At 73.8% G+C, this 20,355-nt stretch carries 19 protein-coding genes; 13 read left to right on the top strand and 6 right to left on the bottom strand.

What is annotated here, in order from left to right; all coding sequences use genetic code 11:
• A partial coding sequence (locus tag BBK14_RS34995; protein ID WP_131802209.1) for an RNA-guided endonuclease TnpB family protein occupies positions 1–269 on the top strand: 269 nt, incomplete at its 5' end.
• Positions 270–332: 63 nt separating this feature from the next.
• Here BBK14_RS34995 and BBK14_RS09650 read toward each other — a convergent pair.
• Positions 333–539 carry a hypothetical protein gene (locus BBK14_RS09650; protein ID WP_071061168.1) on the bottom strand — a complete coding sequence of 69 codons (207 nt, stop codon included), beginning with the start codon at positions 537–539 and terminating at the stop codon, positions 333–335.
• A gap of 283 nt (positions 540–822) precedes the next feature.
• On the opposite strand from BBK14_RS09650, the gene BBK14_RS09645 reads away from it, so the two are divergent.
• The 5 genes from BBK14_RS09645 (at position 823) to BBK14_RS09625 (ending at position 7,754) form a co-directional block, all read left to right on the top strand.
• Positions 823–4,002, top strand: a complete 3,180-nt coding sequence (locus tag BBK14_RS09645; RefSeq protein WP_071061166.1) for an FAD-binding and (Fe-S)-binding domain-containing protein — start codon at positions 823–825, stop codon at positions 4,000–4,002.
• Between the two features lie 71 nt (positions 4,003–4,073).
• On the top strand, positions 4,074–5,438 hold the full coding sequence (locus BBK14_RS09640) for an ABC transporter substrate-binding protein (RefSeq protein WP_071061191.1): 1,365 nt from the start codon (positions 4,074–4,076) through the stop codon (positions 5,436–5,438).
• A gap of 357 nt (positions 5,439–5,795) precedes the next feature.
• The gene (locus tag BBK14_RS09635; protein ID WP_071061164.1) at positions 5,796–6,317 is read left to right on the top strand and encodes an NUDIX hydrolase; all 522 of its coding nucleotides are present in this window, start codon (positions 5,796–5,798) and stop codon (positions 6,315–6,317) included.
• 82 nt (positions 6,318–6,399) lie between these two features.
• Complete coding sequence (locus tag BBK14_RS09630; protein ID WP_071061162.1) at positions 6,400–6,999, top strand: sulfite oxidase-like oxidoreductase; 600 nt, start codon at positions 6,400–6,402, stop codon at positions 6,997–6,999.
• Positions 6,969–7,754 (top strand): FAD-binding oxidoreductase, encoded by a 786-nt coding sequence (locus tag BBK14_RS09625; RefSeq protein ID WP_071061160.1) that lies wholly within the window; start codon positions 6,969–6,971, stop codon positions 7,752–7,754. The genes BBK14_RS09630 and BBK14_RS09625 overlap by 31 nt, the downstream gene beginning before the upstream one ends.
• 44 nt (positions 7,755–7,798) lie before the next feature.
• On the opposite strand, the gene BBK14_RS09620 is transcribed toward BBK14_RS09625, so the two are convergent.
• Positions 7,799–8,629, bottom strand: coding sequence for a hypothetical protein (locus BBK14_RS09620; protein WP_071061158.1), 831 nt, complete (start codon positions 8,627–8,629; stop codon positions 7,799–7,801).
• A 75-nt stretch (positions 8,630–8,704) separates the two neighbouring features.
• Between BBK14_RS09620 and BBK14_RS09615 the strand changes: the two genes are divergently transcribed.
• Together BBK14_RS09615 and BBK14_RS09610 are read left to right on the top strand one after the other, a co-directional pair.
• Positions 8,705–9,400 (top strand): GOLPH3/VPS74 family protein, encoded by a 696-nt coding sequence (locus BBK14_RS09615; RefSeq protein ID WP_071061156.1) that lies wholly within the window; start codon positions 8,705–8,707, stop codon positions 9,398–9,400.
• A gap of 173 nt (positions 9,401–9,573) precedes the next feature.
• Positions 9,574–10,653, top strand: coding sequence for an acetamidase/formamidase family protein (locus tag BBK14_RS09610; protein ID WP_071061154.1), 1,080 nt, complete (start codon positions 9,574–9,576; stop codon positions 10,651–10,653).
• A 60-nt stretch (positions 10,654–10,713) separates the two neighbouring features.
• On the opposite strand, the gene BBK14_RS09605 is transcribed toward BBK14_RS09610, so the two are convergent.
• Entirely contained in the window at positions 10,714–11,880 is a 1,167-nt protein-coding gene (locus BBK14_RS09605) for an acyl-CoA dehydrogenase family protein (protein ID WP_071061152.1), read from the bottom strand.
• Positions 11,881–11,904: 24 nt separating this feature from the next.
• Positions 11,905–13,101, bottom strand: a complete 1,197-nt coding sequence (locus BBK14_RS09600) for an acyl-CoA dehydrogenase family protein (RefSeq protein WP_071061150.1) — start codon at positions 13,099–13,101, stop codon at positions 11,905–11,907.
• Between the two features lie 617 nt (positions 13,102–13,718).
• Here BBK14_RS09600 and BBK14_RS42750 point away from each other — a divergent pair.
• Positions 13,719–13,934 carry a hypothetical protein gene (locus tag BBK14_RS42750; RefSeq protein WP_131802208.1) on the top strand — a complete coding sequence of 72 codons (216 nt, stop codon included), beginning with the start codon at positions 13,719–13,721 and terminating at the stop codon, positions 13,932–13,934.
• Between the two features lie 54 nt (positions 13,935–13,988).
• Here BBK14_RS42750 and idi read toward each other — a convergent pair whose 3' ends face one another.
• Positions 13,989–14,639, bottom strand: a complete 651-nt coding sequence (gene idi, locus BBK14_RS09590; protein ID WP_071061146.1) for an isopentenyl-diphosphate Delta-isomerase — start codon at positions 14,637–14,639, stop codon at positions 13,989–13,991.
• Positions 14,640–15,227: 588 nt separating this feature from the next.
• Here idi and BBK14_RS09585 point away from each other — a divergent pair.
• The 3 genes from BBK14_RS09585 to BBK14_RS09575 are packed head-to-tail and all read left to right on the top strand — an operon-like array spanning position 15,228 to position 18,302.
• Entirely contained in the window at positions 15,228–16,388 is a 1,161-nt protein-coding gene (locus BBK14_RS09585; RefSeq protein ID WP_198541218.1) for an alkaline phosphatase PhoX, read from the top strand.
• A gap of 35 nt (positions 16,389–16,423) precedes the next feature.
• Positions 16,424–17,110 (top strand): protein kinase domain-containing protein, encoded by a 687-nt coding sequence (locus BBK14_RS42090; RefSeq protein ID WP_071061144.1) that lies wholly within the window; start codon positions 16,424–16,426, stop codon positions 17,108–17,110.
• A 28-nt stretch (positions 17,111–17,138) separates the two neighbouring features.
• Entirely contained in the window at positions 17,139–18,302 is a 1,164-nt protein-coding gene (locus BBK14_RS09575) for a glycosyltransferase (protein WP_071061134.1), read from the top strand.
• An 82-nt stretch (positions 18,303–18,384) separates the two neighbouring features.
• On the opposite strand, the gene BBK14_RS09570 is transcribed toward BBK14_RS09575, so the two are convergent.
• Entirely contained in the window at positions 18,385–19,188 is an 804-nt protein-coding gene (locus BBK14_RS09570) for a class I SAM-dependent methyltransferase (protein ID WP_071061132.1), read from the bottom strand.
• 184 nt (positions 19,189–19,372) lie between these two features.
• Between BBK14_RS09570 and BBK14_RS09565 the strand changes: the two genes are divergently transcribed.
• Complete coding sequence (locus BBK14_RS09565) at positions 19,373–20,353, top strand: hypothetical protein (RefSeq protein WP_241831341.1); 981 nt, start codon at positions 19,373–19,375, stop codon at positions 20,351–20,353.
• Positions 20,354–20,355 lie beyond the last annotated feature (2 nt).

Genomic DNA, 20,355 nt, shown 5'->3' with positions numbered 1-20,355 from the left:
ACGCTTCCTGGTCGGAGCTGCGGCGGATGGTGGAGTACAAGGCCGACTGGTATGGCCGCACGGTGATCGCGGTCGACCGTTTCTACCCGAGCAGCAGGACCTGCTCGGCCTGTGGGTCGATCGTCGAAAGGCTGCCGTTGCACGTACGGGAGTGGGAGTGCCGCTGCGGTGCGCACCACGACCGGGATGTCAACGCCGCGAAGAACATTCTGGCCGCGGGGCTCGCGGTGTCTGCCTGTGGAGACGGAGTGAGACCACCTCGCTCCTAGAGCGAGGAGGCGTCCGTTGGTGAAGCAGGAACCCGTATCGCAAGGTGCGGGAATCCCCGGCCGTCAGGCCGGGGAGGATGTCAAGGCCACGGACACGGCGCCGACGAGATCCAGCGCGACGATGGCCACCAGCCGGCCGCCCTGGTCGTCGAAGAAGCGGACCCCGCGGCGGCCACCGGCAGCACCGGAGCCATCACCGTGGTCGGCGCCAGCTCCGGTGGCGCCAGGGCCGGCCGCCGGGCCGGTCGGGGGCGGAGCTTTGGACGACATGTGCACCTCCCGTAGACACTCGAGGATCGCCTGGTTGGGCCGGCATGATCCGGTGGTACGTCGGGATCGTCTCCCAGACCTACGACAGATCTCGGCTCGCCAGCGAGACGACAACACCCGGACACGCCCCCTCGCCCGCGGCACCACTCGAAGGACTCGACCGGGGGCGGGGACGACCTGGGCGTACAGGGGATAGAGCTACCGAGGGCCGGGCCGCCCCGATAACGGGCCGTCTCGGTGTCGGGCCGGCCCTCGGTGTGGTTCGGTGCGGACGGGAGGCGCGATGCGCGACGGTGATCTGCCCGGGGGCTCCCGGGCGGAGCGGACGACCCGCGCCCAGCCCGCCCGGGGCCGGAACCGGGGCCGGGGCCTGGGCCGCTCCCGGCCGGCCGGGAGCGGGAGCGCAGCGGCACGGGGCGAGGCTGAGGCCCGGGAGCTGGTCGCGCGGCTGCGCGCGGCCACCGGATCCGCCGTGGTCCGCACCGCGGGTGGCACGGCACCGGTGGTCGATCATTCGGCGCGGCGGCGCGCCGAGTACTCCTCGGACGCCTCCAACTACCGGGTCACCCCCGAGGTCGTCGTCCTGCCGCGCGACGTCGACGAGGTCCTCGCTGTCGCCGCGGTCTGCCGGGAGACGGGCACCGCGCTGACGGTGCGCGGCGCGGGGACGTCCATCGCCGGCAACGCGGTCGGCCCCGGGGTCGTCATGGACCTCAGTCGGCATCTCACCGGAACTCCGGACATCGACCCGGATTCCAGAACCGCCAAGGTCGCCCCCGGTCTGGTGCTGGACGACCTGCAGGCCGCCGCGCGCCCGCACCGGCTGCGGTTCGGCCCCGACCCGTCCACCCACGGTCGCGCCACCCTCGGCGGCATGATCGGGAACAACGCCTGCGGGGCGCGCGCGGTGGCCTACGGGCGGACCGCCGACAACGTCGTCGCCCTCGACGTCGTGGACGGCACGGGCCGCCGTTTCGCCGCCACCGCCGCGGCGACAGGCACGCCACCGTCCGGCAACGGATCGCCTGCCGGGCCGGTGGTGCCGGGGCTCGACACCTTCGTCCACGCGAACCTCGGAGTGATCCGGACGGAGCTGGGGCGGTTCGACCGGCAGATCTCGGGTTACTCGCTGGAACATCTGCTGCCCGAGCGCGGTGCCCATCTCGGGCGCGCTCTCGTCGGTACCGAGGGCACCTGCGCCGTCGTGCTCGGCGCGACGGTCCGGCTCGTCGAGGTACCGGCCGCGACCGCGCTCGCGGTGCTCGGATACCCGGACATGGCGACCGCCGCCGACGCCGTCCCCGGACTGCTCGGCCACCGCCCGCTCGCCGTCGAGGGCATGGACGCCCGCCTCGTCGACGGGGTGCGCCGCCACCGGGGGAGCGGCACCGTCCCCACGCTGCCCGATGGCGGCGGCTGGCTGTTCGTCGAGGTCGGCGGGCCGACCGGGTCGGACGCCGCGGCCGCGGCGGCGGCGGTCGTGGCCGACGCGGGAGCGGGGGCGTCCATGGTGCTGCCGGCCGGGCCTGTGGCCGCGGCGCTCTGGCGCCTGCGGGAGGACGGGGCGGGCCTGGCGGGGCGCACCCCGGACGGGGCCCCGGCCTGGCCGGGCTGGGAGGACGCCGCCGTCCCGCCCGCCAACCTGGGTTCCTACCTGCGTGAGTTCGGCAAGCTGATGCGGGCCCACCAGCTGGACGGCGTCGCCTACGGTCACTTCGGTGACGGTTGCGTGCACGTGCGGATCGACTTCCCGCTCGCCGAGCATCCCGGCCGGCTGCGGACCTTCCTCACCGCGGCGGCGCACCTGGTCGTCGCGCACGGCGGCTCGCTGACCGGCGAGCACGGGGACGGGCGGGCCCGCGGCGAGCTGCTTCCGATCATGTACTCGCCGGACGCTCTGGCGGCCTTCGCCGCCTTCAAACACATCTTCGACCCGGACGACCTGATGAACCCCGGGGTCGTCGTGCGCCCACGGCCGCTTGACGCCGACCTGCGCCGCCCGCGGGCCCGTCCGCTGCCGCGGGTGGAAGGGAGCTTCGCGCTCACCGCGGACGCGGGGGACCTCACTCAGGCCGTGCACCGCTGCGTCGGCCTGGCGAAGTGCCGGGCGGACACGTCCACGTCCGGGGGCTTCATGTGCCCGTCCTTCCTGGCCACCCGGGACGAGAAGGACTCGACCCGGGGCCGCGCGCGGGTCCTGCAGGAGCTTGCCGCCGGTGGCCCCGCCGGCCCGGGTGGCCCCGCCGGCCCGGGTGGCCCCGCCGGCCCGGGTGGTGCGCCGGCCATCCCCGCGCCCGCGCGGCGGGAGTGGCGCGATCCGGCGGTGCGCGAGTCGCTCGACCTCTGCCTGTCGTGCCGTGCCTGCGCCCGGGACTGCCCGGCCGGTGTCGACGTCGCCCGGTACAAGTCCGAGGTGCTGCACCGGGCCTACCGCCGTCGCCCGCGACCGGCGGCGCACTACGCCCTCGGCTGGCTGCCCCGGTGGACGCGTCTCGCCGGGCGCGCGCCCCGGGTGGTCAACGCGGCGCTGCGCACCGGCGCGATCCGCCGTCCACTGTTCCGGCTCGGCGGTCTGGACGCCCGCCGCGCCGCGCCGGAGTTCGCCGCGGAGCCGTTCCACCGCTGGTGGCGGCGAACCAGCCGGAACGCGCCGGCCGCCACCGGCGACCGGACGGACCCACCGGTGCTGCTGTGGGTCGACACCTTCACCGACGTGTTCGCGCCCGGCGCCGCGCGCGCGGCGGTCGAGGTCCTCTCCGCCGCCGGCCACCGGGTACTGATCCCGAGCGGACGGCCCGCCTGCTGCGGCCTCACCTGGATCACCACCGGCCAACTGGACGGGGCGCGGCGCCGCCTGCGCCGGGCCCTCGACCAGCTCGCCCCCTACGCGCTCAGCGGGATCCCGATCGTGGGGCTGGAGCCGTCGTGCACGGCTGTTCTGCGGGACGACCTCGTCGAGCTGTTCCCCGGAGACCGGCGGGCCGAGGCGCTCGCGGCGGGCGTGCGGACGCTCGCCGAGCTGCTGACCCAGGATGGCGGCCCCGAACGGCGCCCGGCCAGGAGCCCCGCCGGCGGCGGAAACCCGGCCGGTGGAAGGAACCCCGCGGGCGGGTGGCGGCTTCCGCGGCTGGACGGCGTGCGGGTGCTCGCGCAGCCGCACTGCCACCAGCACGCGGTCATGGGCTTCGAGACCGACAGCGCGCTGCTGCGGGCCGCCGGCGCGGAGGTCGAGACCCTGGCGGGGTGCTGCGGCCTGGCCGGTGACTTCGGGATGCGGCGTGGGCACCACGACATCTCGGTCGCCGTCGCCGAGCGGGCGCTGCTGCCCGCCCTGCGCGCGGCGGGGGAGGACACGGTGCTGCTCGCGGACGGCTTCTCGTGCCGCACGCAGGCCGCCCAGCTCGGTGGCCGGACTGCTTATCACCTCGCCGAGCTACTTGCCAAAAAGTTGCGTCCCGGCTGACCCAACGGTCGAATTTCACAGAAACAACGGATAGCTGTGGTGCGGTGACCGTCCTGGGTCACTGTGGTGCTGTGCGCATCTCACCGGTCACGGAGACGGCAGGCGGATCGTCCGCCGCCGTCCGCCGCCGGCGCACACGGCGCCGGCCTCACCTGGCGAGCCGTCAACGGACGCACCTGTTCACGCGCCTGCGGACTCGCCTCCGGACCCTGCCGATCGTGCTCGCGGCGCTGCTCGTGGCCGCCGGGTGCGTCTCGTGCGTGTCCTGGAACGACTCGTCCGATGCCACGGACTCGCACGGTTCGGGTGCCTCGTGCCCGCCCGTGCCGGGGGTCACGGCGGACGAGGTCCGGCTCGGCCTGCTGTTCCCGAACACCGGCAACGCGGCGTCGCTGTTCGACCCGTTCCGGGCCGGGGTCGACGCCCGGCTCGGGGTGGCGAACGCGGCCGGTGGCGTCCAGGGGCGGAGCATCGAGTACTCGTGGCGCGACGACGAATCGCAGCCCAGCGTCAACGAGACCGCGGCCCGCATGCTCGTCGACCAGCACCAGGTGTTCGGGATCGTCGAGTCCACCACGGCCGCGTCCGGCTCGGCGGAGTTCCTGCACAGCCGCGGCATCCCGGTCACCGGAACGTCGCTGGAGGCGTCCTGGACCACCTTCGACAACATGTTCAGCTACTCGAACATGATCGCGGACGGTGCCTCGGTGTCGACCTGGGGTGACTTCGTCGCCGAGCGCGGGGGGACGACGGCGCTGATCGCCGCGTCGAGCTTCTCGGCCGCCTCGGGCGCCTTCGGCGAGGAGCTGGCCGCCAGCCTGGAGGCAGCCGGGGTGCGGGTCGTCGGCACCCTCGACGCGACCGGGCCGATCGACTTCGCCGACGTCGGCGCGCAGGTGCGTGACAGCGGTGTCGACACGCTCGTCGGGGCGGTCACGGGGGCCGCGTTCGGCCAGGTCGTGCTGGGCGCCCGGGGGGCCGGGGCCAACCTGCGGGTGATCCTCTCGCCGTCCGGGTACGACCAGAGCCTGCTGGACGTCTTCGGCCGGGTGCTGAGCGGCGTCTACATCTTCGTCGACTACCAGCCGTTCGAACTCGACACGCCGGGCCACCGCGCCTTCCTCGACGCGATGACGCGGTACGCCCCGTACCTGCAGCCGCCGAACAGGCAGGCCGCGCTCTCCGGCTGGATCTCGACCGACATGTTCCTGCGCGGGCTGGCCGAGGCCGGCCGGTGCCCGACCCGGGAGCGCTTCATCGAGGAGCTGCGCGCCGTCCGCGACTACGCCGCCGACGGGCTGCTGCCGGCGCCCATCGACTTCACGGACTCCTTCGGTCAGCTCGGCCGGTGCTACACCTTCCTTCAGGTGGCTCCCGACGCGAGCCGCTTCGACGTGCTCCGGCCGGCACCGCGCTGCGGCCGGCTCGAGCACTGACCCGCGGCCCGGCCGGCGGCGCCGGCATCAACATCCCGACAATCGGCCTTCTGGTGACCGGCCGTTGTGAAAGAGTCCGTCTGACGAGTAAGCAAGGGGCGCGTGACGGGCCACCCTGGGACCTTCGACCCAGGACCAATGTCCTAATGTGACGGGACCACGCCTGTCCGTCATTGCCCATGCGCGGTCAGCGGTGGAAAGATCCTCCTGTCGCCCGGGGACCCCCCGACCCCGGGCGACGTTTTGCCCCCATACGCGACGCTCCCATCCACGCCCACGCCGCAGCCCCGCCGCGCCAGCGGCCAGCGCCGACCGGTCAGCCGTGGGCGGGCCGTGGCTCGGCACGAAGGAGGAAACGTGCAGAGCCCCGGCGACACCGGCGGCGCCGCCGCCCCCCGATTCCTCCGCGTGGGCGCGTACGCGGTCTGCGTCCGGGACGACCACCTCCTGCTCGCGCGCTTCAGCCCCGGTGACCCGGCGGGGGTCCGGTGGACGCTGCCGGGCGGTGGCCTGGACCACGGCGAGCACCCCGAGCAGGGCGCCATCCGCGAGGTCCGCGAGGAGACCGGGCACGACGTGGAGCTCACCGGCCTGCTCGGCATCGACTCGATCCATTACCTGCAGCGGGACGGCACCGACTTCCACGGCCTGCGGGTGCTGTACTCGGCGCGGGTCGTCGGCGGCACGCTGCGCCACGAGATCGGCGGCTCCACCGACCTGGCCGCCTGGATCCCCCTGGCCGACGTGCCGGCACTCGACCGGATCGCCCTCGTCGACATCGCCCTCGACCTCGCCCGCGGCGCCGACCGGATTCCCGCCGCGCCCGGTGGCGGGGCCGACCCCGGAGACGGGCGGCTGGTCCGGGTGGCGGGCGGCTGATCCGGGCGACGGGCGGCTGATCCCGGTGGCGGAAGCTCCCGACGCGATTCGTGGTGGACGCGATTCGTGGTAAGAGTCTCCTGTGGGCATCGTGTCGCCGGGTTTCCAGGGCAGACCGCGATCCGCCGGGTCCGACCTGCCCCCGGGGCAGTACCTCACCGAGGACTTCCCGGTCCTCTCTGCCGGCCCCACCCCGCGGGTCCCGCTGGAGACCTGGGAGTTCACGATCACGACCGAGGCCGGCGTCGAGCACCGCTGGGACTGGCCGGCCTTCCGCGCGCTGCCCGGCGAGTCGCCGACGGTGGACATCCACTGTGTGACCCAGTGGTCGAAGCTCGGCACCTGYTGGGAGGGGGTCAGCCTCGACGTCCTGCTCGGTGATGTCGACACCGCCGCCGAGTACGCGCTGGTGCACTCCTACGGCGGCTACACCACCAACCTGCCCCTCACCGACCTCCTCGACGGCCAGGCCTGGGTGGTGCACCGCTACGACGGGGCCGCCCTCGAACCCGAGCACGGGGGCCCGGCCCGGCTGCTCGTCCCGCACCTGTACTTCTGGAAGTCGGCCAAATGGGTGCGCGGCATCCGCCTCCTCGAACGGGACGAGCAGGGGTTCTGGGAGGCCGGCGGCTATCACGACCGGGGTGATCCGTGGCTGGAGCAGCGCTACCAGGGCGACTGAGGGAACGTCTCGCGTGGCGCGTCGCCCGCCTCGCCGAGGTCCGCGACGAGACGCCGACCGCGCGCACCCTCGTCCTCGACCTCCCCGGCTGGCCCGGGCACCTGTCGGGCCAGCGGGTGGACGTCCGCCTCACCGCCGCCGACGGCTACAGCACCCGCCGCAGCTACTCGCTCGCGGCACCGGCGGCCGGTGACCGGGTCGAGTTGACGGTCCAGCGGGTGCCGGGCGGCGAGGTCTCCCCGTACCTGACGGAGATCTTCTCGGTCGGCGACCCGGTGGAGATCCGCGGGCCGATCGGCGGCTGGTTCGTCTGGCGTCCCGCCGACCCCGAGCCGGTGCTGCTGGTGGCCGGCGGGTCGGGCATCGTCCCGCTGATGGCGATGGTGCGCGCCCGGCGGTCCGCCACCAGCCGGGTGCCGTTCCGCCTGATCTGCTCGGTGCGCTCCCCGGCCGACCTCTACTACGCGGACGAGCTGCGCGAGGCCGCGCGCGCCGACCCCGGGCTGGACGTCACCCGCTGCTACACCCGGGTCGTCCCGGATAACTGGACGTCGCCGCCGCGCCGGCTGCGCCCCGCCGACCTGGCCGAGGCCGGCTGGCCGCCCGACCTCACGCCGACCTGCTACGTCTGCGGCCCGACCGGCTTCGTCGAGGCCGTCGCGGACGCTCTGGTCGAGATCGGCCACGAGCCCGAACGAATCCGCACCGAGCGCTTCGGCCCGAGCGGCTCGAGCCACCCCGCCGGCACCGTCTGATCCCTGGACGGCGGCCTGGCCCCGGGCGGCCTGGCCCCGGGTGGTCAGTGAGCGGGGCCGGGGAGCCAGTCCGCGGCGAAGGGGAAGAGATACCTGTCCGCGATGACGGTCAGCAGCCGGCGGGTCGAGCCGGGCGCCTTCGCCGCACCCACCGGAACACCCGGTCCCACCTGCTCGTACGCCCGCCGCGCGACGGACTCCAACATCCGCGGGACGTCGTCGCGTGTCAGCCGCAGCCCGGTGGCCTCGCGCAGCCGGCTCACCGCGAGCAGGCCGAGCGTCCGCTCCGCGTGATCGGGGAAGACGCCGGCCAGGAAGACGGCGCCGTCGCCGAGCCGTCGCCAGACCGCCGGGCGCTGCGCGGCGGGGACGGCGCCGAGCAGCGCCGCCAGCCGGGGGAGGTCGAGCTCGTCCCAGCGCTGGCGCCGCCAGCCCCGGTCGGTGCGCCGCCACACCTCGCCGCCGGAGAGGCGGGAGTAGGAGGCCAGCAGCTCGGCGAGGTAGAGCTGATGGGCGGGCACGGAGGCGAACGCCGCCAGCTCGGGCGCGTCGAAGACGGGCACCCGGGAACGCGGCCCGGCGCGCTCGGCGACATAGGTGGAACCGACGAGGCCACGCGCCGTGCGGTGTACCGCGGCGGCGAAGACCAGGAACGGCGAGATGAAGGTGAACCTGTCCGGTTCGTCGCGGCCGGCCGTACCCGCGGTGAGGAGCAGCCCGTCCGCCACCGCGGGCCGGTCGAGCAGGTCGAGGATGAGGGTGGGCTCGCGGCGCAGCGCCCCGACCTGATCCGCCCGGCCGCCGGTGAGCGCCAGCAGGTCCTGGTCCGTCAGGTGTTCCCCGTATCGCCGGGCGACGACCTCACGTTCGTCCACCGCCTCATTGTCTCTCCCGGCGGCCTGTCGCGTTCACGTCCGTCGCATGTCCGCTCCGCTCGGTAGACAGGTGGTGTGGAACCGGACCTGCCGACATCACTGCCCGCCAAGCTGTACCTCCTCGCCTACAACCTCGAGAAGGACCGGATGTACCCGAACCGGCGCCTCGGCCAGGCGCTGCGGGCCGCGGCCCTCACCGAGCTGTGGGCGGGCGGCTGGCTCGCCGACGATCACGGCCTGGCCCGGCTGACCGACGGGCCGACCCCCGACGGTGGGCCAGCTGGCGGCCCGTCCGGCCGGGCGGCGCCGACGCCGCGCGGCGGGGTGGGGCGGGCCGACCCGGTGGTCGCGGCGGTGCACCGGCAGATCACCGCCGCGGCCGAGCCGCGTACCTGGGCGGCCTGGATCGACCTCGACCACCGGGCGGCCGTGGTCGAGACCCGTGACGACCTCGAGGCGGCCCGGTGGGTGCGGGTCGCCCGTGGGCAGGTCCTCGCCGTGATCCCGACAACCGCCGTCGCGCTGCTCGAGCGGCCCGGGGTCCGGGAGCTCAACCGGGCGGCCGGGCGGGTCCTGCGAGGGGAGGTCAGGCCCGAGGACGCCGCGCCGGACCTCGTCGCGCTGGTGGCCCTCGCCGCCGCCGGGCAGGTGATCACTCTGGTGAGCGCGGGCCAGCGCAGGGCGTTCCCCGACCGGCTGGCGGATCTCGTCGCGCGGACCGGCCCCGCCGCCGCCGCGCTCGCGGGCCGCCGTCGCGCCGCTGTGGGCTAGCGCGACGCAGTCGGCCTGGCGCGATGCGCGCGCGTCGGTGGCCACAAGTCCCCCAAGGTGTGAGACAGCGCGCCCGGGTTGGGCGTGACCAGCTATTTCCTGGTGAGATGAGCTGCGACGGCCGCCGTCAGCACGGACGGTCCCGGGGCGGGCGGAACAACGAGGAGTGCGACATGTCCGTCCTGCAGTGCGGGTCCGGCGAGGTACCGGGGGAGCACTACCTGCCCTCGTCGCCCAAGACGGTCACCTGGGGCCGGCTGCCCAGCGCGGCGACCGACCCGGTGCTCGAAGTGGCGGCGGGCGCCACCGTCACCATCGACACCGTCTCGCACGAGGGCCTCATGGAGGACCAGGGCCGCGACCCGGTCGCCTTCTGGGCGGAGCACGCCGTCGCAGCGGATTCGGTCCTCCTCGACGCGATCGACATCGCCCGGGACGTCTCCCACTACCGCGGGCTCGACGGCCCGCACGTGGTCACCGGTCCGGTGCGGGTCGACGGCGCGCGCCCCGGCGACATCCTCAAGGTCGAGTTCCTCGAGCTGCGCCCGCGGGTGCCCTACGGGCTCGTCTCCAGCCGGCACGGCCGGGGCGCGCTGCCCGGCGAGCTTCCCGTCGGCCCCGACGGCGTGCTCGCCGACCGTTACAGCCAGTTCTGCGAGGTGGRCGTCGCCGCCGGGCGAGCCGTGATGCGTTACGGCGAGGGCCGGCAGATCAGCTTCCCGGTCGCGCCGTTCATGGGTCTCACCGGCCTCACCCCGGCCGGGGAAAAGGCCCTCAACACGACCCCGCCCGGGGCATTCGGCGGGAACCTCGACGTGCGCGACCTCGTCGCCGGGTCGACGCTCTACCTGCCGGTCCAGATCCCGGGCGCGGGCTTCTACACCGGTGATCCGCATTTCGCCCAGGGGCACGGCGAGGTGTCGCTGACCGCCCTGGAGGCCTCGCTGCGCACGACCGTCCGGCTCACCCCGCTTCCGGCCGCCGCGGCGCTGCCCTTCGGCGCGGGTTCCGGCGGCCCCTTCGGCGAGACCCCGGAGCACTGGATCGCCATCGGCCTGCACAACGACCTCGACGAGGCCATGCGGCTGGCCGTCCGCGAGGCGCTGCGGGTGCTGCGCCAGGTCCGGGATGTCCCGGTGATGGTCGCGTACAGCTACCTGTCGGCCGCCGCCGACTTCGTGGTCAGCCAGGTCGTCGACGACGTGAAGGGCGTGCACTGCCTGATCCGCAAGCGCGACTTCCCGGCCTGGTAGCCGCGGCGCGGTCGTAGCGGCTGAAATTCAGGTCGGCCCGGCGGGCCGACCGGCGGCATCTCAGACCCGGAGGCGGTCGGCCAGCAGGCCGCGGTGGTGGACCGGGTCGCCGAAGAGCAGCTCGGACGTCTTCGCGCGCTTGAAGTACAGGTGCGCGGAGTGCTCCCAGGTGAATCCGATCCCGCCGTGGATCTGGATGTTGTCCGCCGCGGCCGAGAAGTACGCCTCCCCGACGTACGCCTTCGCCATGGAGGCGGCGCGGGCCAGCCGGTCGCTGTCCCCGGCGGCGGCGACCTGGGCCGCGTGATAGGCGACCGACTTCGAGCCCTCGACCGCGACCAGCATGTCGGCGCACCTGTGCTTCACGGCCTGGAACGACCCGATCGGACGGCCGAACTGCAGGCGGTCCTTCGCGTGCCGCACGGCCTGCTCGAGGACGGTCCGGGCGCCGCCGGCGCTCTCGTTCGCCAGCGCGACGCAGGCGAGCCGGAGCACCTGGTCGATCACCGGGCCGGCGTCGCCCTCGGCGCCGATCAACCGGGCCGGGGTGTCACTGAACGTGAGATCGGCCTGTTTGCGGGTCAGGTCCATCACGGGCAACCGGGACCGGGTCAGACCCGCCGCGTCACCGGGGACGGCGAACAGGGAGAGCCCGCCCTCGGCCCACGCCGTGACGAGGATGAGATCGGCCAGCGCCCCGTCCAGGACGAAATGCCGGGTGCCGCGCAACGTATACCCGCTGGCAGCCCGGGCAGCGAGCAGCCCGTGGTGCCCGCCTTCGGCGCCGGTTCCGCCCTGCGGCCCGAGCCCACCGGAACCGGCGGGTTCCGGACGGCCCGTGGGGCCGGCGAACGCCAGTGTCCCGATGGTCGTCCCGCTGACGAGCCCGGGGAGCAGCTCCTTGCGGGCCAGGGCGTCGTCCACCGCGAGCAGCGCGCCGGTGGCGAGCACGGCGGAGGCGAGGAAGGGCGCGCACAGCAGCCGTGCGCCCATTTCCTCCAGCACGATGCCGAGCTCCACGTACCCGAAGCCGGCGCCGCCGTACTCCTCGGGGACGTGTAGCCCCTGCAGCCCGAGCTGGGTGGCCATCTGCCGCCAGATGGCCGGGTCGTACCCGTCGTCGGACTCCATCAGGCGGCGCACCTCCGACTCGGGGGAGGCGTGCTCGAGGAACGACCGCACCGTGCGGCGCAGCTCTTCCTGCTCGTCGGAGAACACCAGACTCACGGAGCTCCTCTCGGCGGCGGGCGGTCAGCGCGGTATGTCACGCCAGGACACATCCTTGTCGACGCGGATGTCGCCGGGCAGGCCGAGCACCCGTTCGCCGAGTATGTTGCGCAGGATCTCCGACGTCCCGCCTTCGATCGTGTTGGCGCGTGATCGCAGGAAGGCGGCCGCGGTGTCCCGGGGACCCCCGCCGCCGAGGGGCAGGCCCGGGCGGGTCATCCGGTAGTCCGGGATGAGGGTGCCCGCCGGGCCCATCAGGTCCACCAGGTACGCCGCCGCGCGGCGGCTGTGCTCGGCGCCGGCCAGCTTGAGCACCGAGCCCTCGGGCCCGGGCCGGCCGCGGTTGCCGCCCGCCGCCGCGCGCGCCGCGGTCAGGGCGTTGACGTTCGCCTCGATCCACAGCCGGATCGCCTGGTCGCGGCGCACCGGGTTCCCGTCGCCGCGGTCGGCGGCCTCCTGGTAGGCGGCGAGGAGCGCCGCGCCCGGATCGACGCCGCCGCTCAGCCCCCCGCCGAGGGAGACCCGCTCGTTCATCAGCGTGGTGGTGGCGACCCGCCATCCCGCGCCGACCGGGCCGAGGCGCTGGGTGTCGGGGATGCGGGCCGCGGTGAAGAAGACCTCGTTGAACTCGGCCTCACCGGTCAGCTGCCGCAGCGGGCGCACCTCCACCCCGGGCGCGGTCAGATCCACCACGAACGCGGTCAGCCCGGCGTGCTTGGGCACGTCCGGATCGGTGCGGGCGATCAGCAGGCCCCGGCGGGCGATATGCGCATAGGAGGTCCACACCTTCTGCCCGTCCACGATCCACTCGTCGCCGTCGCGGCGGGCCCGGGTGGCGAGGCCGGCGACGTCCGAGCCGGCGCCGGGCTCGCTGAACAGCTGGCTCCAGATCTCGGTGCCGGCGAAGAGCGGGCGCAGATAGGCCCCGCGCTGCTCGGGTGTGCCGTGGGTGAGCAGCGTCGGCCCGGTCATGCCGATGCCGATCGGGTTGTACCGGAACGGCGCCGGCGCACCCGCGGCGGCGAGCCGCTGTTCGATCAGCGGCTGCAGCGCCGGGTCGGCGCCGAGGCCGCCGTCGCCCGGCCCGGCCCAGACCCAGGCGAGCCCGGCGTCGAACCGCGCGCCGAGGAACTCGTGCGGGTCCGTCGCGGCCGGCGGATGGCTCCGCAGCAGGTCGTCGACGAGGGTGGTCAGCCCCGCGGCGGTGACGGTTCGGGACATCTCACGCTCCTCTCGCCAGCCGGAACGTAACCGACACCGCCCGGTGCGGCAATGGGATGTCATCCGGCCGCTGAGCGGCACATCAGGCACAGCGGTGCGCGCGGCGGTCGTCCTCTCCATTTCTGTGACTACTCTGTGTAATCGTTGGCCTCGTCCGGCTTTCTAACACTCGCAATAATCGCCTTGGCGGCTCTGGCGCCGGCGATACCCGCGAGCGCGCAGGTGACGGCGGTCAATCCAGTCCTTACGGTGTCTCCCGGCAATCTGAACGCCGACCCCGGCCACGGCTGTCTCGTGCTCGCCGAAGGTGACAGCGGGCTGTTTTCGAACGAGACCGAGGGCCCGGTGGCCATCGGTGGAAACGTCCAGTTCCAGAACTGTCGCGTCGGGCTGAACAATCCCGGCACCTACACGCTGCCGGGTGACGGCGCACCTGCACGCGCTGGGGCTGCCCGTCCTCGGTGTCGACCTGTCGCCGCGCATGGTCGACGTGGCGCGGCGCAACCACCCCCACACCTGCGCTTCTCCGTGGGCACGATGACCGCGCTCGACCTGGCGGACGCCGCGGTCGCCGGCGTCGTGGCCTACTACTCGACGATCCACATCCCGACGACCAGTTGCCCGGGGTGTTCGCGGAGTTCCGGCGGGTCCTCGCACCGGGCGGCCACCTGCTGCTGGCCTTCCAGGTCGGTGACGAGCCCATGCGCCTGACCGAGGCGTTCGGTCAGGCGATCTCGCTGGACTTCCACCGCCGGCGGCCCGAGCGGGTCGCCGGCCTGCTGGCGGTGGCGGATCTGCCGGTCCGCGCGGTTCCTGCGCGAGCCGGTGGATGACGGGTCGGAACGGACGCCGCAGGCCTTCCTCATCGCGCGCCGGCCCGCGCCGGGTCAGCCGGCGTAGTCTGCGCGGTTCTGCCGGGCGGCCGGGGGAAGCTGGTCATCCGGCGCCGAAGGCCAGTGCCGGGGCGACGGCCCGAGCTTGCGCAGCTGCTCCACCTGGAGCCGRCACCAGGGCGAGATCGCGAGGGCACCGCTCATCACGTCGTCGACGAACTTCGACCACGGGAGCCAGAACGCCTCGGCCACCTCGTCCGGATTGATTCGGAACGGCCCCGACGCCCGGGTGAAAAAGACCGGGCAGATCTCGTTCTCCACCATTCCGTCGTCCATGACGCAGCGGTAGCGGAACGCCGGCAGGGCCAGGTCGATTCGCTGGACCTGCAGACCCAGCTCCTCCTGGAGCCGCCTCGAGATGGCTTCCCGAAAATCCTCCCCGGGGGCCGGGTGGCCGCAGCAGGTGTTGGTCAGCACGCCGGGCCAGGTCGGCTTCTCCAACGCGCGGCGCGTAACGAGGATCCGGTCCATGTCATCGAAGACGTACGAGGAGAATGCCAGGTGCAGGGGGGTTTGCGGTCCGTGGACGGTAGCCTTCGGGGTGGTGCCTGTGATGTCACCGGACGGGCTGAGTAGTATGACGAGCTCCGGCGCCTTTACTGCCGCCCCGCCCGACCTGTGTGAATCACGTGGACGAGAAATCATGTCCTGGGGCCCAGGATGATTCGCGGTAGCCATGCACGCATTTTATCCAGGCCGTGCTGTGGAGCCGCGTGACATTCCGCACCGAGGCCGTCCGAGGGGTGGCGGCAAATAGGCTTCCTCCTTCGCCTCGGACGCCGAAGGTCGATGTTTCCACCCCCGGGAACCGCGGATGTGCCCGATGTGTCCGGTCACGCGGCGGACCGTGGCAGGTGCTGCGCGGAGAGTCAGCGAAGGTATCGCGCTGAGTGCAGGAAGGTGGCACTGCGTGGCCTGGGCTCGGTGGGGGAGGTGCGCGCCGTGTGAGCGTCAGATTCCCGACACGGGCCCGTGGCCAGCCGGTCGCCAGCCGATCGCTGGCACCTGCCGGTGACCTGGCACCTGCCGGCGGCCCGGCCCCGACCGGCTTTCCACCGCCGGTGCCCGCGTGTCCGGGAGGCGGGGCGAATTAGCGAGATGTTCCGGTTCCCGTCGTCGGCGGTCCTCCAACGTTCACCGATCTGTGGGTGGTCCGGTCGCATTCGGCTCGCTATCGTTCGCCAGTGCGCCCGGCGATGCGTCGGGAAAGCAGCACGAACTTCTGGAGGAGTAATGGTGGACAGGCGCCTGTTTCTGCGGTCCGCATTTGTCGGCGTGGGTGTCGCGACTCTTTCCGGCGTCGTTCTGGAGGCCGCCTCGGCGGTTCCGGCGCAGCCCGGGGCCAGCCCGTACGGATCCCTTCTGGCGGCCGATGCGAACGGAGTGGCGCTGCCGACCGGATTCACCAGCAGAATTGTCGCCCGTTCCGGGCAGACAGTGCCCGGAACGAGCTATGTCTGGCATGCCGCGCCGGACGGCGGCGCCTGCTACCCGAACGGCTCGGGCTGGATGTACGTCTCGAACTCGGAGGTGAGCGGCAGCGGCGGGGCGTCCGTGCTGCGCTTCGACTCGGCGGGCACCGTCACCTCCGCGCAGCGGCTGCTCTCCGGCACGAGCTCCAACTGCGCCGGCGGCGCCACCCCGTGGGGGAGCTGGCTGTCCTGCGAGGAGACGTCCACCGGCCGGGTCTGGGAGACCTACCCGGCCACCGGCGCCGCGGCCGTCGCCCGGCCCGCGATGGGCCGGTTCACCCACGAGGCCGCCGCCTGTGACCCGGTCCGCCAGGTGATCTACCTGACCGAGGACCGGACGGACGGCTGCTTCTACCGCTTCCGGCCAACGACCTGGGGCAACCTGGCGACGGGAACCCTCGAGGTCCTGTGCGCGTCGGCGTCGGCCACCTCGGGCACCGCCACCTGGCAGACCGTGCCCGACCCGGACGGCTCGCCGACCTCGACCCGCACCCAGGTCTCCGCGGCGAAGCACTTCAACGGCGGCGAGGGCGTCTACTACGCGAACGACACGGTCTGGTGGACCACCAAGGGCGACAACCGGGTCTGGAAGCTGAACTGCGCCACCAACGCCTTCGAGCTCGCCTACGACGACTCCCTGGTGAGCGGGACCGCGCCGCTGACCGGCGTCGACAACATCACCGGCTCCAGCTACGGCGACCTCTACGTCGCCGAGGACGGCGGCAACCTCGAGATCTGCGTCATCACGCCGGCCGCGGTCGTGGCGCCGATCCTGCGCCTGACCGGGCACAACTCGTCGGAGATCACCGGGCCGGCGTTCTCCCCGGACGGCTCCCGGCTGTACTTCTCCTCCCAGCGGGGCACCACCGGATCGTCCTCCGGCGGCATCACCTTCGAGGTCCGCGGCCCCTTCCGCACCTGACCCGGCTGCGTCGCGATCCCCCTATTATCCGGGCAATGTGGACGCTTGACCTTGATCACGTCGCGGCGGTCCTTCCCGGGTACGACATCGGCGCGGAGCTCGGCCGCGGCGGCTTCGGCACGGTCCTGGCCGCCCGGCACCGCCTGATCGGCCGGCATGTGGCGGTGAAGGTGTTCCTGGACCCGTCGCCTGAGGCCGACCCGTCCGGCGGTCCCGGGGCCTCGGCCGGCACCGGGGAGAGCCAGAACCTCCGTTCCCGCTTCCTCGCGGAGGCGCGGGTCCTGGCCGGTCTGGACCATCCGCACATCGTGCGCGTCTTCGACTACGTCGAGCGGGACGGGCTGTGCCTGCTGGTGATGGAACAGCTCACCGGCGGCACCCTGCGCGCCCGGGCCGCCGCCGGGCTCCCGCCGCGGGCGACCTGTGCCATCGCGCTCGCCGCCGCGGCGGCACTGGACGGGGCGCTCTACATCTCCGACGGCACCAACCACGTCCGCCGGGTGGGCCCCGACGGGATCATCACGACGGTCGCCGGTTCCGGCGGGACGGACGGTGATCCGGACGGCGCCCTGGCCACCGGCGCCGACCTGGAGGATCCCGCCGGTCTGGTCGCCGATCCCACCGGCGCGCTCTACGTGGTCCTTCTGCGCGGCTCGACTCTCGTCCGGGTCGACCCGGCGGACGGGATCGTCCGGACGATGTTGTCTCCGGCGGCCGGATGACGCCGCCTACGGTGCCAGACTGACCCGCGTGGACGTCCTCTTCGCGTCGTTGCCGGCATACGGGCACCTCTACCCGCTGATCCCCCTCGTGGTGGCCTGCCAGGACGCGGGGCACCGGGTCCGCCTGGCCACCGGCGAGCCCTTCCTCGGGGCGCTGCCCGTGCCGACCGTCCAGGGCATCCCGGCCGGGTGGACGTTGCAGTACGTGGAGCGGGAGACCGCCCGGCGGCACCCGGAGGCGACCGGGTTCGAGTTTCCCGTCGCCATGTTCGCCGACGTGACGGCGCAGGGCGTGCTGGACGCGCTCACCCCCCTGCTCACCGCGGACCCGCCGGACGTGGTCGTCACCGAGAGCACCAACGTCGGAGCCGTGCTGGCCGCGCACCTCGCCGGTATCCCCGCCGTGGCCTTCGGTATCGGGCAGTGGAGCCCCTTCGGTGAGGTGACCTTCCCCGCGGCGCTGGAGGCGCACCGCACCCGCTGGACCGCGGCGGGGCGCGCCGCTCCGGCCGGGCCGGGCGAGGTGATCGCCGCCTACCTCGAGCCGTTCCCGCCGGGCCTGCGCCAGGGGCCCGGCCCCGACGGTGTGCCGGTGCTGTCGATCCGCAGCACGGCCTGGGCCGACGAGCGGGCGCCGCTGCCCGGGTGGCTGACCGCTCCCGCCGAGCGGCCCCGGGTGTACGTCACGCTCGGCACCGTCTCGTTCGGCGCCGTCGAGGTGATCCGGGCGGTCGTCGACGACCTCGCCGCGCTGGACGTCGACGTGCTCGTCGCGGCCGGCCCGGAGGGCGACCCGGCGGCCCTGGGCGCGCTGCCCGAGCGGGTGCGGGTCGAGCGGTTCGTGGCCCAGAGCCGCGTGCTCGGCCTGGTGGACGTCGCCGTCCACCACGGAGGCTCGGGCACGGTGCTCGGCGCGCTGGCGAACGGCGTCCCCCAGGTGCTGCTGCCGCAGGGTGCGGACCACTTCCACAACGCGCAGCTGCTCGCCGAGCGCGGCGCCGCCCGGGTGTTCCACAACGAGGCACGGCGGCCGGGTGACGTCGCCGCGGCCGTCCGCGATCTGCTCGGTGACGCGCCCGAGCGCCGTGCCACCGCCACGCTCGCCGCGCAGATCGCCGCGAGCCCGACTCCCGCCGACGTCGTGGCGGCAATCGCCGCGATCGCCGAGGCCGCCGCGAAAACCCGGCGATGACGGCACCGGAGGACTGACCGGCCGCCGCGCCGCGAGGCCGCCGGGCCGCCGGGCTCCCGGGCCGGGCCGGCGGCGCAGGGGGCTATTCCGGTGCGCGGCCCCAGGCGATGGCTGTCGCGAAGGAGAGGTCGAAGAAGGCCGGGTCGGTGAGCAGGTCGAGGGCGCGGTCCACGGTGTCGGCGGTGGCCAGCCCGAGGCTGAGGATGTGCGGGCGGAGCCGGCTGAGGGTGAGCGCCCAGCAGTACGCGGACGCGTTCGCCCCGCCGGTGGTCGGCAGGTGGCTGGAGGTGCCCACGTCGACCAGGTGCCGGCTGCGCAGCGGGCCGGGGAACCCGCGCGCCCACGTCGAGTCCGTGCCGATCGTCCGCGCGAGGACCTGTTCGATGGCGGTCATCGCCTGGCGGAACGTCGGGTTGGGGGAGGAGGCCACCGGGAAGCTCGCGATCGACTCGACGACGATCGTGCCGCCCGGCCGCAGCCAGGACACCAGCCGGTCGAGGACCTGTTCGCGCTCGGGAAGGTGTTCGAGCACGAAGCGGGCGTGCACGAGGTCGAACGGCGCGCCGGGCGGCGCCGGGTCGCGGGTCACGTCGTGGCGCAGGACGGACAGGCCGGGCGCACTGAGGCCGGCCAGGTGGCTGAGGTCGATGTCGGTCGCGGTGACCTGGCCGGCGGCGGTGACGCGGTCGGCCAGCCAGGCCGCCACCGACCCCGCGCCGGCGCCCACCTCGAGGCATCGCCACCCGGCGGTGACGCCGAGCTCGTCGAGGAGACGGGTCGTCACCGGGTCGCATACCGCGGCCATGGCGGCGAGCCGGCGCCGTTCGCCGTCCGCCGCGCCGCCGAGAACCTCGTCCGCGTACCGACGGGGCCAGGCGTCGTTCATCGTGTCCAGCTCCCCGTCCCGGCACCGGCGGAGCCCCGTCGCGTGAGATCGACAGGTATGGCGCGTGGCAGGAACATGTCGCATTTCTGACAGGAAATGATGCGCTATGCGACAGATCTTATTCTTTCGGTGTCGAAGGTCATCCGAGGCGCGGGGGTCTGGCATGGCGCCGAAGCGTCGCTTGATGTTGTCCCTGGCTGTACCCGTCGTCCTTGTCACCAGCCTTGCGGCCTGCGGCGGTGGCGGAGATTTCTTCCCGCAGGTCCCGGCCGGCAGCGAGACGGGGAGCTTCGTCACGCGGTCGGCCGCCCCGCCCCGCGCCCCGGTCGCGTCACCGACCCCGGCCAGGGCCACGCCCGAGGCCTACCAGCGGGTTCTGACGGATCTGGACACCGCGCTCGGCCCCGGGTTCGGCGCCATCGGTTCGGCCCAGACCCCCGAGGATCTCGCGGCCGCGCTGTCGGCCGTCGCGCTGAACCTGACCATCCAGGCGGACGGCCTCGACGACGTCCGGCCCCCGGCGGCGGTCGCGGCCGCGCACACCGGCCTGTCGGACGCGCTCGGCACGCTGGCCAGCGAGCTCACCTCCCTGGCGGGCGACGCCCGCGACCGGGATTTGTGCACCGGTGGCTCCGGGCTGCCCCGGGCGGCCAGCGGTAGCGGCGGTCATCTGCTCCGGCTGGCCGTGCTGGGGCTGGCCACCGCGGATCCGGCGCACCACTACACGGTCGGGTCGTTCCTGCCGCCGGGCGCGCCGGACCAGACCCGCCGCCCGGCCAACGGCAGTCTCCCCGGCGGGCGGCGCGGCGGCTACGGCGAACTGACCGTCACCGCGTCCGGCGGCACGGACGCGGTCGTCAAGGTCCTCCAGGGCGCCGACGTCATCCGCAACGTGTACGTCCAGGCGGGCGCCTCGGCGAAGGTGGACGGGATTCCCAACGGCACGTTCGACGTGTTCTACACCGAGGGCACGGACTGGGACGACGCCAACCACCGCTTCACCCGCGACTGCGCCTTCAGCCGGTTCGACCAGCCGGTCACCTTCAGCACGACGAACCGGCCCGGCTCGATCGAGTACACGACCTACACGCTCACGCTGTACGGCGTCGTCGGCGGCACCGCCTCGACCACCGACGTGCCCCCGAGAGCCTTCCCCGCCGGGTGACG

The organism is Parafrankia soli (genome assembly GCF_001854695.1).
Lineage (GTDB): Bacteria > Actinomycetota > Actinomycetes > Frankiales > Frankiaceae > Parafrankia > Parafrankia soli.
Note: the sequence above shows the minus strand (reverse complement) of the source record. Positions and strands in the feature narration are given on the sequence as shown.